Source organism: Nostoc sp. JL33, from assembly GCF_017114985.1.
Lineage (GTDB): Bacteria > Cyanobacteriota > Cyanobacteriia > Cyanobacteriales > Nostocaceae > Nostoc.
Genome location: NZ_JABXKP010000053.1, coordinates 126350 through 140757, shown reverse-complemented (window position 1 = coordinate 140757; position 14408 = coordinate 126350). Strand labels below are relative to the sequence as shown.

At 40.9% G+C, this 14408-nt stretch carries 14 protein-coding genes; 6 read left to right on the top strand and 8 right to left on the bottom strand.

Going from position 1 to position 14408, the window contains the following annotated elements; translation table 11 throughout:
* Window positions 1–145: 145 nt before the first annotated feature.
* The 3 genes from HWQ23_RS15135 to HWQ23_RS15125 all read right to left on the bottom strand — a co-directional run bounded on the left by HWQ23_RS15135 (window position 146) and on the right by HWQ23_RS15125 (window position 3453).
* Window positions 146–1030 carry a lipid kinase gene (locus HWQ23_RS15135; protein ID WP_292829579.1) on the bottom strand — a complete coding sequence of 295 codons (885 nt, stop codon included), beginning with the start codon at window positions 1028–1030 and terminating at the stop codon, window positions 146–148.
* Between the two features lie 623 nt (window positions 1031–1653).
* Window positions 1654–1806: a hypothetical protein gene (locus HWQ23_RS15130; RefSeq protein WP_292829578.1), complete on the bottom strand. Its 153-nt coding sequence runs from the start codon at window positions 1804–1806 to the stop codon at window positions 1654–1656.
* A 129-nt stretch (window positions 1807–1935) separates the two neighbouring features.
* Entirely contained in the window at window positions 1936–3453 is a 1518-nt protein-coding gene (locus HWQ23_RS15125; RefSeq protein ID WP_292829577.1) for an ABC transporter permease subunit, read from the bottom strand.
* Between the two features lie 173 nt (window positions 3454–3626).
* Here HWQ23_RS15125 and HWQ23_RS15120 point away from each other — a divergent pair, with 173 nt between their 5' ends.
* The gene (locus HWQ23_RS15120) at window positions 3627–4382 is read left to right on the top strand and encodes an amino acid ABC transporter ATP-binding protein (RefSeq protein WP_292829576.1); all 756 of its coding nucleotides are present in this window, start codon (window positions 3627–3629) and stop codon (window positions 4380–4382) included.
* A 64-nt stretch (window positions 4383–4446) separates the two neighbouring features.
* Here HWQ23_RS15120 and HWQ23_RS15115 read toward each other — a convergent pair whose 3' ends face one another.
* Both HWQ23_RS15115 and lipB read right to left on the bottom strand, forming a co-directional pair.
* Window positions 4447–4647 (bottom strand): hypothetical protein, encoded by a 201-nt coding sequence (locus HWQ23_RS15115; RefSeq protein ID WP_292829575.1) that lies wholly within the window; start codon window positions 4645–4647, stop codon window positions 4447–4449.
* Window positions 4648–4834: 187 nt separating this feature from the next.
* Window positions 4835–5527: a lipoyl(octanoyl) transferase LipB gene (lipB, locus tag HWQ23_RS15110; protein WP_292829574.1), complete on the bottom strand. Its 693-nt coding sequence runs from the start codon at window positions 5525–5527 to the stop codon at window positions 4835–4837.
* 236 nt (window positions 5528–5763) lie between these two features.
* On the opposite strand from lipB, the gene HWQ23_RS15105 reads away from it, so the two are divergent.
* Both HWQ23_RS15105 and hpf read left to right on the top strand, forming a co-directional pair.
* Window positions 5764–6075, top strand: coding sequence for a hypothetical protein (locus HWQ23_RS15105; RefSeq protein WP_292829573.1), 312 nt, complete (start codon window positions 5764–5766; stop codon window positions 6073–6075).
* A gap of 70 nt (window positions 6076–6145) precedes the next feature.
* Window positions 6146–6793, top strand: coding sequence for a ribosome hibernation-promoting factor, HPF/YfiA family (gene hpf, locus HWQ23_RS15100; RefSeq protein ID WP_292829572.1), 648 nt, complete (start codon window positions 6146–6148; stop codon window positions 6791–6793).
* A gap of 77 nt (window positions 6794–6870) precedes the next feature.
* On the opposite strand, the gene HWQ23_RS15095 is transcribed toward hpf, so the two are convergent.
* Window positions 6871–7332, bottom strand: coding sequence for a peroxiredoxin (locus HWQ23_RS15095; protein WP_292829571.1), 462 nt, complete (start codon window positions 7330–7332; stop codon window positions 6871–6873).
* Between the two features lie 118 nt (window positions 7333–7450).
* Here HWQ23_RS15095 and HWQ23_RS15090 point away from each other — a divergent pair, with 118 nt between their 5' ends.
* Together HWQ23_RS15090 and HWQ23_RS15085 are read left to right on the top strand one after the other, a co-directional pair.
* The gene (locus HWQ23_RS15090) at window positions 7451–8578 is read left to right on the top strand and encodes an acyltransferase family protein (protein ID WP_292829570.1); all 1128 of its coding nucleotides are present in this window, start codon (window positions 7451–7453) and stop codon (window positions 8576–8578) included.
* A 476-nt stretch (window positions 8579–9054) separates the two neighbouring features.
* Complete coding sequence (locus tag HWQ23_RS15085; RefSeq protein ID WP_292829569.1) at window positions 9055–9759, top strand: CAP domain-containing protein; 705 nt, start codon at window positions 9055–9057, stop codon at window positions 9757–9759.
* 175 nt (window positions 9760–9934) lie between these two features.
* Here the strand turns inward: HWQ23_RS15085 and HWQ23_RS15080 are convergent, their stop codons facing one another.
* Complete coding sequence (locus HWQ23_RS15080) at window positions 9935–11554, bottom strand: tetratricopeptide repeat protein (RefSeq protein WP_292829568.1); 1620 nt, start codon at window positions 11552–11554, stop codon at window positions 9935–9937.
* Window positions 11555–11680: 126 nt separating this feature from the next.
* Between HWQ23_RS15080 and HWQ23_RS15075 the strand changes: the two genes are divergently transcribed.
* On the top strand, window positions 11681–12139 hold the full coding sequence (locus HWQ23_RS15075; protein ID WP_292829567.1) for an endonuclease domain-containing protein: 459 nt from the start codon (window positions 11681–11683) through the stop codon (window positions 12137–12139).
* 133 nt (window positions 12140–12272) lie between these two features.
* On the opposite strand, the gene HWQ23_RS15070 is transcribed toward HWQ23_RS15075, so the two are convergent.
* Window positions 12273–14264, bottom strand: a complete 1992-nt coding sequence (locus tag HWQ23_RS15070; RefSeq protein ID WP_292829566.1) for a WD40 domain-containing protein — start codon at window positions 14262–14264, stop codon at window positions 12273–12275.
* Window positions 14265–14408 lie beyond the last annotated feature (144 nt).

Below are 14408 nucleotides of genomic sequence, written 5' to 3'. Positions count from 1 at the left end.
ATTAGCTTCCCCCATCGTAGGCGATCGCAATCTTAACTTTTGGTAGGAATCTTTGCTACTTTAAAGTAACAAGACTTACGCAACACAGACTGGGGCAGATGTAGCTTTGGCTTCCCACACGCTGCCAGATGAGGGAGAATAATTCCTAACTCCTGATTTTGGGGGGTACTAAAACAGCTATAGCTTTAGGTATAAGCCGAAAACGAGCAGGTGTGTAGGTAGTGATTTCACCATCTGTATTAATAGGGTGAGGTTTGCGAGTATGCACCTGTATTTCTTGACCTTGAAGGGAGCGTACACTCTCCCAATGTATATGTCGCCCTAGTCGCATCGCAGGGAGTAATAGTATAATCTGCCACCAATGTTTAATCTCCAAGCTATAGAGGTCTAGCCTTTGGTCATCTATTGTGGCATCATCAGCCACTGCCATACCACCGCCGTAATAGCGGCCGTTACCCACAGCAATTTGCACTGTTTTGACGCGAACTGATTCACCGTTGATTAAAATCTCCGCAGTAAAAGGTCTAGCTTCCCAAATCACTTCTAAAGCAGTGGCGGCATAAGCAAATATTCCCCAACGGCGTTTGGCTTCTTTGGTAAGTTGCTGGGTAATTTTTACACTCAATCCCAGACTGGCAACATTAAAAAAGTGCTTGCCGTTCACCCAACCCAAGTCAATGCGGTGTAAATTTCCATTGGCAATAATTTTGCAAGCTTCGCTGAGGGAATTCGGGATTTCCAAAGTCCTCGCTAGGTCGTTGGCAGTTCCTAAAGGCAAAATTCCCAAGGGCAACTGAGTATCAACTAAAGCATCTACTGCGGCATTGAGAGTCCCATCTCCTCCACCAATGATTACCAAGTCAACTTGATGCTGATAGCGAAAAATAACTTCACCAAGATGTTTGGGGTCTTCTGTAGACTCCTCAATTAATTCAAAGCCGAGTGTCTTCAGATATTCAATCGCTTCCGACAGACCCTTTTGCCCTTGGCGGGCATGACGATTTACTAACAGCAGTGCGCGGAAACTCATGGGTAGTACCTTTTGTAGTTGATATGTCCAATTATCCGCATCTATGTATTCTGCTTCAAGTTGGCTATAAAAAAGTGTTTAAGTTGTGATGAAAGTTATCAAAAATTTATTTTGTCAATGGTTATTATGTTTTGGTTACTAATTTTTAATTTCTATTTTATCTGGTTTATCTCTATTAGCCCTCGGTGTGTTGATAGTTAGCAAATATAACTAGCCTGCCTCCGGCTTCCCTCTCCTTCAACCCTAATACGCTTGGTGTTAAGGTTAAAACTCTTTGTCAAACTCAATTTTTTTAACGTAGACGCGGAGCGGCTTGCCGCAGGCTACCGCAGAGGCGCAGAGGAAACAGAGAGAAGAAAAAAATGCTTAACCCAAGCGTATTGCCCCCAACCCCCCTTAACCCAAGCGTATTGAGTACAGCATTCCATTAATTCGTAGCGAATTAAATTTGGCAATATCCTGCAATCCTAATGCGTCAGCTTGCATTGTTAAGCTGTTCCACATCTAGTTTACATATCTAAATTTAATTAAAATCTTGTGGGGTGGGCATCTTGCCCGCCCTAATTATGCAAGTTAAATGTGGAACAGCTTAATGCATCAGCTTGCATTGTTAATGCGTTGGCTTACATTGTTAATGCGTTGGCTTGCATTGTTAATGCATCGGCTTGCATTGTTAATGCATCGGCTTGCATTGTTAATGCATCAGCTTGCATTGTTAATGCATCGGCTTGCATTGTTAATGCGTCAGCTTGCATTGTTAATGCGTCAGCTTGCATTGTTAATGCGTCGGCTTGCATTAAAAACGCCACGCTTTTACGCAAAACTGTACTTAGTGCTTACCTTAAAAGTTAATTGTCATTAGCAATCCTAAATTAAAGTAAGTCGGAAAAAGCACTGAAAAATTATTAAGTATCGTACTTCTTCCGCCCTTTAACCGGATTCATCCACACTTCTAAGCGGCTAAACGCTTGTGAACAAAGTAACGTCAAACACAAATAAACCACCGCCACAGCCGCGTAAATTTCAAAAGCGCGATAGTTATCGGCGACAATTAGCTGTCCTTTGCGAAACAATTCTTCAAAACCAATCACCGCAACTAAGCTTGTATCTTTCAACAAACTGATAAACTCATTACCTAAAGGTGGAATCATCCGCCGGAAAGCTTGGGGAAAAATTACATAACTCATTGTTTGCACAGAACTCAAACCTAATGACTGTGCTGCTTCTGCTTGTCCTGTTTCAATTGATTGAATGCCAGCACGAACAACTTCAGCAATGTATGCGGCGCTATTCAAACTTAAGGCAATTACCCCAGCGACCCAACGATCAAAAGTAAATGTCAAACCAAGTTCTTGTAAAATTGCAGGTAATCCAAAGTAAATCATAAAAATTTGCACCAACAAAGGCGTTCCCCGGAAAAAATCTACATACGCCCTCGCTAGCCAACGCACAGGTGTAATATGAGAAAGGCGAACAATACCAATCAAAGAACCGCCAATTAAACCAAACACTACAGAAAGTATCGTCAATTGCAACGTTACTAAAGCTCCCTGTAATAAAGTTGGAAAAGCCTGCAAAATCACGCCAATTGAGGTCAATATTTTAGGTGCGCCAGTGGTAGTCTGCTTCTCAAATGGTGATTTAACTGGTAATGATGGCGGCTCGACTTTTAACCATTTTCGATAAATTTGGGAATAAGTACCATTTTTCAGTACCCTATCCAAACCATCGTTTATTAATGCCAAATTTGGCGAATTTTTAGCTGTAGCAATCCCGTAAAACTCCTCCGTCAGCAATTGCTGTACTATTTTAACTCCCTGAAGATTGCCCGTATTAATAGCATATAAAGTCACTGGTGCATCATTGATTACCGCATCCACATTCCGATTGAGCAATTCTTCCAGGGCTAAAGGCGCTGAATCAAAACTGCGAATTTGCACTCCAGGAATACTTTTAGCCTTTGCAGCCCCAGTTGTGCCAATTTGTACCGCAATTTTTTTATTTTTGAGACTGTCAAAGCCAGTAATATTTTGATTATCTGCGCGTATTGCGATCGCTAACCCAGCCTTAAAATAAGGACGGGAAAAAGAAATCGTCTTCGCCCTCTCCTCGGTAATCGTGATTGAACTAATCGCCGCATCTACCGTTTTGCCTTGCAAAGCTGGGATAATGCCATCAAAAGGCAGACTTTGAAAATCCACTTTAAAATTAGCTGCAACTGCGATCGCATTCATCAAATCAATCGAAAAACCCTGCAACTCACCACCTTTTCCCTGAAACTCAAAAGGTGGAAACGCCGGTTCAGTAGCAACCCGTAGAGTTTTACCCACACTAGGATTCACCCCACAGCCAGCCAGTAACAAACAGCTAAAACTTATAACTAGAGATAAGCGCAGCCAACGGATAAAACCAAATTTAGCCATATTATTTATTTTCTCTCTCCCTCTGCGCTCTCTGCGCCTGGTGTGGTTCGTTCAAGTTATAATCTTGCAACCGTCCAATCTCCCGCCAACAAATAAATTCTCAGGCGTTTTTTAAGACTACTGCACGTCTACATTAAAAACCTTACAAGTATTAGAGCAGCTTGACATAAGTAATGAACAATACCATCCCTGCGATTATTTTTGACAATATCGAAAAAAACTTTGGTTCCCTAAAAGTCCTCAAAGGAATCACCGGCGAAATCAACCGGGGAGAAGTCGTTGCAGTTATCGGTTCCTCCGGGTGTGGCAAAAGTACCCTACTACGCTGCTTTAATCGGCTAGAAGCCATTGACAACGGGCGTTTGATAGTCAACGGTATCAACGTATCCCGACCCAGTGTCAACTATAGCCAACTACGGCAACTACGAACACAAGTAGGCATGGTTTTCCAGCAATTCAACCTGTTTCCTCATCTCAGTGTCCTGGAAAATATGACACTCGCCCCTCAGAAAGTCTTGGGTAAAACAGCGAAAGAAAGCGCCCAACTAGCGAGATTATACTTAGATAAAGTTGGTTTATTTGACAAAGCCTCGGCTTATCCCGAACAACTTTCTGGCGGACAAAAGCAACGAGCTGCGATCGCTCGTAGTTTATGTATGAATCCCCAAATCATGCTATTTGACGAACCCACCAGCGCCCTAGATCCCGAACTCGTCGGGGAAGTTTTGCAAGTGATGCAACAATTGGCATCAGAAGGGATGACAATGGTGGTTGTCACCCATGAAATGCAATTTGCAAAAGAAGTAGCCCATCAGGTGATATTTTTAGACAAAGGTATTGTCACAGAACAAGGCCCAGCCTATGAAGTGCTGACTAATCCCCAAAGCGATCGCCTACGTATTTTCCTCAGTCGCCTTAATGTTAGATAGTTAGGAGTTAGGAGTTGACAATTAAAGATTTTTTCATAACTCATAACTCTTCACTCAGCACTCTTCAAAGGTATTCGCGCAAGAAATCAAATGGATCATCTTCCCAACAAGGTTCAGATATCAGCCAAAGTAAACTACAGCTGATGTCGGCTTCAATTTCATCAGTGTCATCTCTGTCAAATAGTTCTATCAAAGCTGTCCAATCACGTTCTCTGAGAAACGTTAACGATGGGGCATATACCTGGAGATTATTTGAGTAATTCACGCGCAAAGTTGTGCTTGAGTGCCGTAAAAAGTTAGTATAAAAATTTGTAAATAATCAGATTTTAGCTTTGACAACGGGAGTTAAATAATTATTTTTATACTATTAAATAAATATGGACTACTCTCATAAGTGTCTCACAATTTAAATAGGATTACTATAGTATTTATTACATAATTAGAAGCTGAATTTACTCAGACTGGAAAAATCCTTGAGGCTGCGACTCGACTAATTCCACGCCAAAGACTTCCGCAAAGGACTGCGCTACATAGAAACGCACTTCTTGGCAAGTGATTCCAGGAATCAATTCGGCTAAACTGCCTACAGGTTTATCAGAAATACCGCAGGGTACAATGCGCTCAAAGCCTGTCATGTCAGGACAAACATTTAATGCAAAGCCGTGCATGGTAATCCAACGGCTGACTTTAATACCAATAGCCGCAACTTTTCGCCCTTGTAACCAAACGCCAGTAAAAGCCGGAATTCTTTCTCCCTGCAACCCATAAACTGCCAATACGCGAATTATTACTTCTTCGAGTTGCCGTAAGTACCAATGGAGGTCTTTACGATGACGTTGCAGATTTAAAATTGGATACCCCACCAGTTGACCGGGACAATGGTAAGTAACCTCGCCGCCTCGTTCAACTCTATGCACATCATATAGACCTTTGTCAATATCAAATTTGAGAAAATCTGAGTTGCTTCCTTGCCCCAGAGTGTAGACAGGTGGATGTTCTAGCAAAATTAACAGATCATCTAGACTGGGGTCGTGGATGCGCTCAGTCAGGAGCGATCGCTGCCATGCATGAGCTTCTAAGTAAGGCATTAATCCTTGGTTATACAGCAAACAACGGTTTTTGTGTGGTTCCATACTATAGATCATGCCAAAAATCAATTGGGATTGAGAAGGAAATATATTTCAAGTTACAGGATTGGAGTCAACAGATGTTAAGGTTTGCAAAGGATTTTAAAGGAAAGTCAAGGTAAGCAGCATTAGAAAATACAAAGTGCTAGCTTGAAAAGATAACCTCAATAGGTTTTAGGAGGAATTTTCTGCAATAAGCATCATGCCAAAACAATAAAGACGAATGTAATGGCTGATGACTCTGATAACATTGTTTGCATTTCAAACAGAATCAAACTTCCACAAAAACTTGTATTCTTGAACAACAGCAAGCAAACCTGAATCGAACACAGAAGGAGCAACTATCAACCAACAGTTCTGTAAGCGTTGCTTTAAAAGAGAAGGTAGTCACGGGAGCTACCACTCAGATTCCCTCACCCAAGAGTTTTAGGGACTTCCAATTGGATATCCGCGCAGAGATGAGGAGGAAAATCAAGGGTATATTTGGCAATAACTCAGACGCAGCAGGCTTAGAGACAGATTACCAGCAGTACAATATAGTTCACAATTTGTTTTGGCGGGAGTAATAGACCTTACCGCAACTTCTTTTCATACAAAGCAAATTCACAAATTCAAATATTCAGCGGGAGAGTTTACATGAAGCTTGTCATCCACAGCAAAAATATTGAAATCACCGATGCAATTCGTGAGTATGTACATCAAAAGATTGAAAAATCAGTTAGTCACTTTCAGAGCATTACAAATGAAGTGGATGTGCATCTTAGCGTAGCCCGTAATCCGCGAATTAATACTAGACAAGCAGCTGAAGTAACTATTTATGCTAATGGTAGCGTTATCCGTGCCGAGGAAAGCAGCGAAAACCTCTATGCCAGCATTGACTTAGTTGCAGATAAAATTGCCCGTCAACTGCGAAAATACAAAGAACGGCGTCAAGACAAGAAAACTCAGTCCCCACCAACAGAAGTAGTTGTTGCAGAGTCGGTAGTTACAGATTTAATTGGCGATCGCACCCCCGAATTGCCCAACGAAGTCGTTCGCACCAAATATTTTTCTATGCCGCCGATGACTCTTGCAGAAGCACTCGAACAGCTGCAACTCGTCGGACACGACTTTTATATGTTCCGCAATTCTGAAACTGGAGAGATTAACGTACTTTACGAACGCAACCACGGCGGTTATGGTCTGATCCATCCCCGCAATGGTAACGGTCATACCAACGGCAAAAATGGCAAGGCAACCCACGCTAATATTGTCATGCCGGAAAAATCGCACTCGAATAAATAGGGAGTAGGGAGTAGGGAGTAGGGAGTGGGGAGAGATAACTCCTGTACAGACGGGATTAATCGCGTCTCTCCTAACTCCTACTTAGGCGCAAGTTGTTGCAAAGTTTTCAGCGCTTCCTCAACATGACCTTTAAAGTTAAACATTGAATCAAAGACGTATTGCACAACTCCTTGTTGGTCAATGACGTAAGTAACGCGACCAGGGAACAAGCCAAAGGCTGCTGTTGCGCCGTATAGCTTCCGCACTTGGTCGCCTTTGTCAGTTAACAGAGTAAAAGGTAGATTATATTTCGCAGCAAATCGTTGGTGAGATTCGCTAGAATCAGCACTCACGCCGACAACTTCAGCACCAGCCGTTTTAAACACTTCATACTGATCGCGAAAGGCGCAGGATTCAGCCGTACATCCGGGTGTGTCGTCCTTGGGATAAAAATATAGGACAACAGCTTTTTTGCCGCGAAAATCTTGGAGGCTAATTGTTGAGCCATTTTGAGCGGGTAGACTGAAATTAGGAGCGGTATCTCCAACTTTGATTGGCATAATGAGTCGTGGTAATTACTTAACGAAATTTTACCTTGTATTCAAGTATATAAATTTTGCTTGATTACCTGCATCAAGCGGGGTAGCTTAGATACTCATCTAACATAAAATTCCGTTTATGCGCCTGACTTCACTGGATGTTTTTCGCGGCATTACGATCGCTGCGATGATTCTCGTCAATATGGCGGGAGTTGCAGATGATGTATATCCTCCCTTAGCCCACGCCGATTGGCATGGTTGCACACCAACTGACTTGGTATTTCCCTTCTTTCTCTTCATTGTCGGTGTAGCGATGACTTTCTCGCTGTCAAAGTACACTGAAAGCAATAAACCAAACTCAGCTGTTTACTCGCGGATCTTACGCCGCGCTGCGATTCTCTTTGCCTTAGGATTGCTACTAAATGGCTTTTGGAATCAGGGTCTTTGGACTTTTGATTTGAGTAGTATCCGCATTATGGGGGTGTTGCAGCGCATCAGCATTACCTATGTGGTGGCTTCCTTGGTAGTTCTCAACCTGCCGCGTAAAGGTCAATGGATACTGGCAGCAGTGCTACTCATCGGCTACTGGCTAACGATGATGTATCTACCAGTGCCGGATTATGGTGCGGGAGTTCTGACGCGGGAAGGTAACTTTGGCGCTTATATTGACCGTTTGATTATTCCCAAAGCACATCTATATAAAGGTGATGGTTTCAACTTTATGGGAGATCCAGAGGGACTGTTCAGTACTATTCCGGCGATCGTAAGCGTCCTCGCTGGCTACTTCACTGGCCAATGGATACGTAGTCAACCTGTACAGTCACGCACAAGTATAGGGTTAGGATTATTTGGAGTTGGTTGTTTAATTATCGGTTGGGCGTGGGGGTGGACATTCCCCATCAACAAAAAGCTGTGGACAAGTTCCTATGTAGTTTTTACCACCGGTTGGGCGTTACTTTTGCTAGCAGCTTGTTATGAACTCATCGAAGTACGGCTGATACGTCGCTGGAGTAAACCTTTTGAAATTATGGGCTTAAATGCGATCGCTCTTTTCGTTCCATCGGTTTTGTTGATTAAAATTTTAGTAAAAACCACTATCGGTACAGGCAAAGACGCTCCTAGCACCTACAATTGGATTTACCAGAATTTTTTCGCATCTTGGGCGGGATTCCTGAATGGTTCCCTGTTGTTTGCCATAGTCACCGTGTTCTTGTGGTGGGCTGTTGGTGTTCTGATGTATCGGCAACGTTGGTTTCTCAAAGTGTAATATGATATTCGGCAAATCACCCGTAATTAGTCAATTGCGAGTAAAATTAGCGATCGCAATATTTTTTTGGGCTTGTTTCCCTATTATCCGGGAACACTGAGAACGAGCGATCGCAATGACAGTTATTTGAACGGACATGATATAAACTCTGGGTTTTTCTGTCAAACGCAAATATGCAAAGTTTTTATTTGTATAATATTTTTTGCGCTTTACGTTTGAGTGTTCACTAGGTTACAACAGGTATTAAGTAATAATTTTTTAACACTCAAGGAACAAAGACAATCCTAGCGTTATCTATACTCTCTATCAGCTCATTTCCGTTCTTCTTAGGGAACTGATCTAAGTTATCATGTCTGACAATAAGCCGCTTCTAAAATTCCCAATAAAGAAGCGTCTACAAAATTCTCTGTGTGTTAAAAATTCTTATTTATTCTAATTCACTAAATTAATTCATAGAAAAAATTGTGAGGTAATGAATGCATCGTTTTAGATTTTGGGTATTTTTGCCACTTACCCTGATATTCGGCTGCTCAAACCAACTGTTTCAATCTACCCCGTCTGTGGAAAAGTTGAACCCAGCAGTAGTTAAACCAGCCAGTCCGACTTTATTAGCAAAGGCGAGTTATCTTTCATCGCTGGAACGACAGGTAATTGTTGAAACAAATAAGGTACGAACAAATCCCAAGGTATACCTCCCGATTGTAGAAAACTATAGAAAGCGCTTTCAGGGGAACCGAGTCAAAATTTCTAATAATACCTATTTGCAAACTCAAGAAGGAGTTAAAGCAGTCGATGAAGCGATCGCATTTCTGAAATCAGCACGTCCTGTGGGAGCGTTGGGTGCATCTAAAGGTATGTCTTTAGGAGCAAGAGATCACGTTAAAGACCAAGGCCCAAAAGGTGCTATAGGTCATGATGGTAGCGATGGTAGCAACCCCTTTACTCGCATCAACCGCTATGGTAAATGGCAAACAACCGCAGGCGAAAATATTAGTTATGGCCCAAACACTGCCCAAGATATCGTCATGCAGTTAATTATTGATGATGGTGTGGGCGATCGCGGCCATAGAAAAAACATTTTTAATGGTGCTTTTAAAGTGTCTGGTGTTGCTTATGGAACTCACAATTTATATAGAACAATGTGTGTAATTGACTACGCTGGGGGGTATAGGGAAAAATAATTTCAGGTAGGGAATAGGGAGGAATATAGCTCAATACGCTTGGTGTTAAGGCTAAAATCCTTTGTCAAGGTCAATTTTTTTAACTAACCACTCCAGGCGCAGAGAACACAGAGAGAAGAAAAAAATGGTTAACTGAACTGTATTGCAAAGCGAGATACGCGAGAAGAAGCCATTTCTAGAAGTTTAAAATATCTAATGATTCTTCTATTTCTAAATCTAATATTCTTTCTCGTGTATCTTTGAGTGCTTCTAGCTTGCCTTCTTGACGATAAATGTCTGCCGCTTTCTGAAAATCTTCAATTGCTCCCTGTTTATCTGCTATTTCTAAACGGATATTGCCACGATTGTAATAACCATCTGCATAATTTGAATTAATCTGGATTGCTTGAGTATAATCTTCAATTGCTCCTTGCAAATCTCCTAAGTCAGAACGAGCATTACCACGGTTGTAATAAGCATCGACATAATTAGGATTAATCTGTATTGCCTGAGTATAATCTTCAATTGCTCCTTCAAAATCTCCTAAATCGGAACGAGCATTACCACGTTTTTTATAAGCTATGGCATCTTTAGGATTAATCTTGATTGCTTGGGGAAACCCCGGTTGAGAGCCTAATAAATAACGAGCAATTCCACGGTTTTTATAAGCATCAGCATAATGGGGGTTAATTTTAATAGCCTGGGTATAATCCTCAATTGCTCCTTGGTTATCCCCTATATGAGAACGAGCTTCAGCCCTGTTTTTATAAGCTACGGCAACATTAGGATTAATTCTGATCGCCTGGGTATAATCATTAATTGCTTCTTCTAATCGCCCCAGCTGAGACAGAGCTAAACCTCGTTTATTGTAAGATTTAGCATCATGAAAATTCATCTCAATTGCCTGAGAATAATCTGCGATCGCAGCTTCATAATCTCCTACTTGATAATGAGCTAAACCTCGTTTATAATATAAATCAATATCGCTAGATTTAACTTTTAAGGCTTGATTATAGTTGGTAATTGCATTAGTATATTCTCCTTTTTCAAAACATTCATCACCCAATCTTACATAAAGTATATTTAAATCTTCATCACCAGATTCAGGTTTAAAAGAAGATTTTATCACCTGATTAATAGTTGGCTTCGGTGGCGTTTCCTGTTTTGGGAGATATTTATAAATTGGTGGTTGTTGCTGATAAGAATTATTAATAGAAGATTGTAACTGTTCTAGATAGCACCATAAACCACCACCATATAGTAATTGTTCTATCCCAAATGAAATTTTACCAGTTTTTAACTTAATCATCCGGGTTGGCAGAAAGCCAGCCAAAAAAAGGTGATACTCCGATTGTGCTTCACTCACATCCTCTTGAATCAAAATGCAAACTACAACTGCATTTTTTTCAACCTCTTCAGAACTAATTGACCATCTAACTTTATCAATACTACCGTGACGAGATTTAACCTCAATACCAATAGAAGGGTCAGAAGTCAAGGTAAAATCTATATTACCATCGCCGCCGAATCGCTTTTCATAATCGACTTCGGTAATAAAATCAGCTAAACGTTCTTTGACAACTTCCTCACCCAACTTCCCTTTGAGATAGCTAATAAAAACGTCACGGACTGGCGAAACACGCTTATATTTCTCAGCCATCAGCCAGCAAAATTCCCGTAGTGCCTTTAATCTCTCTCCAGAAATTATAGTCAATTCACTATATTGACCTTCTGTTTGACAATGAAGCAGACAACCAGATGTTAACCTTTTAATAAAATCAGACTGTAGCGATCGCAGTAGTGTAATCCAGTCCATTTATGTTTCTGCGAATCTTTTGATGAGATTAGTCTGATTATGCCAGAGTTTTGAGGAGTTGAGCGAAGAGTGCGATCGCTCTTAATAATACATGAAATATTAATTAGCTAACCACCAAGAGTGCAAATGACCCAAAATCACAACCCCAACCCAAAGTCTCTCACCGACTCCAGTCCCCCCTCATCGCTTGCGGGGAGGGGGTTAGGGGGTGGGGTTCCGGGATACCCTTGGCAAACCTCACACGAACTTTGGAAAAAACTTAAGCCATTAGCGCGACAAATGCGGTGTGAACCAACTCCAGCAGAAAAGTTACTTTGGGAGAAGTTGAGACACAAGCAACTTTTGGGTTTCAAGTTCCGCCGTCAGCAAACAATTGACCGTTTTATCGTCGATTTTTACTGTGGTGAAGCGCGGTTAGTGGTGGAAGTGGATGGCGAAATTCATGACTACACCCAACAGGAAGATGCGATACGTCAAGAATTTTTGGAGAGTTTGGGGTTGCAGGTTGTGCGATTTAGAAATGAGGATGTTCTGGAGAGGATGGAGGGGGTGTTGCAAGATATTGCTGCTTGGTTGCAGAGATAGAACCCCACCCCCAACCCCCTCCCCGCAAGCGAGGAGGGGGCTAATTATGTGGTTTTTGGTGAGGAGGTGCGATCGCTTTGCGTCATAGTTTGACGATTATTTCACACAATAGTGATTTTGATGTATCTTCAGTTTACTGCCAAGGCATCTGCCACACTTTAACTGTTTTGTCATAACCACCACTAACAATATTTTTACCATCGGGACTAAAAGCTACTGACTCTACATAAGATTCATGCCCAAAAAGAGTGATAATTGGTAGTCCAGTTTGCACATCCCATAGTTTAATCGTTTTGTCATCACTGCCACTCACAAGGGTTAGACCATCAGGGCTAAAAGCCAAGGATGTCACTGCATTAGAGTGGCCTTTAAAAGTACGTATCTGGCTATTATTTTCCCAATCCCAAAGTATGATTTTATTATCTTCACTACCACTAGCCAAAGTCTGGCCATTTGGGTTAAAAGCTATAGCACGAACACACTGTTGATGTCCTTCTAGGGTATTAATTTCTTTGCCAGTTTGCACATCCCATAGTTTAATACTGTTGTCGCAGCTTCCACTAGCGATAATATTATTATTTGGACTAAAATTCAAAGACTTAATGTAACCTGAGTGTCCAGAGAAGCTGCGAATTTGTTCTCCAGTTTCTATATTCCAAAATTTAATGGTTTTGTCATCACTTCCACTAGCTATGGTCTGTCCGTCTGGACTAAAAGCAAGGGAACCAATCCAACCAGAATGCCCTGACATAGTAAGGATTTGTTCTCCTGTGCTGACATTCCAAAGTTCAATAGTTTTTTCAGTACCGGAACTAGCAATAGTTTGACCATCAGGGCTAAAAGTTACAGCAAAAACTAAACCTGAATTTCCAGAAAGTGTGTTAATTTCTTGTCCTGTCTTTAAATTCCATAGTTTGATAGTTGAGTCTTCACTCCCACTGGCTAAAGTTGTTCCATCAGAACTGATAGCTACTGACTGAACCGCAGCAAACATTCCTGAATGCCCTGTGAGATTATATATTAATAACGCCTTACTATAATCTGCACTGATGTAATCTTTATTTGCAGCTTCGTATTCTCCAAGTGTTTCATGAGCGATCGCCCGAATATCATAAGCTTCATAATACTTAGAATCCAGCTTAATAGCATTATTTAAATCCTCGATTGCTTTTTTTGGTTCGCCTAGTTTTAAATTAATAAGTCCACGCTTATAGTAGGCATCTGGATAATAGGTATTAGCATCCTCTGCATTATTATCAATAGCCTGAGTTAAATCTTCAATAGCTTTTTCGTATTCGCCCAATTCAGCCAAAACAGAACCACGTTTCAGAAATGCAGCCGGATAATTATCAGCAGTTAACTTTAATGATTCTGTTAAATCATTAATCGCTTCTTGATAATGTTTTTGTTCAATATAGATAATAGCTCTACCTAAATAAGCATCATAAAAGTCAGGATTTAGTTTAACCGCTAGATTAAAATCATCAAGTGCAGCCTGATAATTACCAAGTTTGATGTAAACGGTACCTCGTCCTAGTAATGGTTCAACATATCTGTCTTTGTCTTCAGAAAATTTGGGACTAACATTCATTGCTATAGTATAATCTGCAATAGCTCTTTGCTGCTCTCCTAACTCTGAATAAGCACGACCTCGGCTTACATGAGCTTCTGCAAATTTGCCATCTTTACTCAAAGCATCGCTGTAATGCTTAACAGCACCCTTATAATCTGCTTTTTCTTGAGCCTTTTCGACTCCTAATTTATAACACTCTAAAGCAGGAGACACAAAGGAATCTTTTTTATCACCTATATTAACCTTAATTAAGTTAACCTCTTGGGCTTCAAAAAAGAAATCTACTCTGCCAATGAAAGATAGAGTAGGAGCGAAAGTAGGCGCGAAAGTTGGTGCGAAAGTAGGAGCAATAGTCGGCGCTAATGTTGCTCTTAAAATAGAAATATCTGGGATAAAAGAACTCCCTGTGGCAATAAAATTTCTAGCTTTTTCCAAAACTGCAAGTGTCTTATCTACTTGCAATGATGATAAATATTTATTTATGGGAACTGCCTCAGCCACTCCATGCCTTGTTAGAGGTATAATAGGTAAAATAATCTCTGTCATACTCATAGTTCATGCGAGTAAAATATAAAGTACAAGTTTAGATAGGTACTGCAATACATGATAAAATTTTATAAATACAGCCTGTTTTGCTTTTTGTAGTGTAATCGAGTTCATGTTTTTAGGAATCCAGTCTTACCTTACAAGGAATCT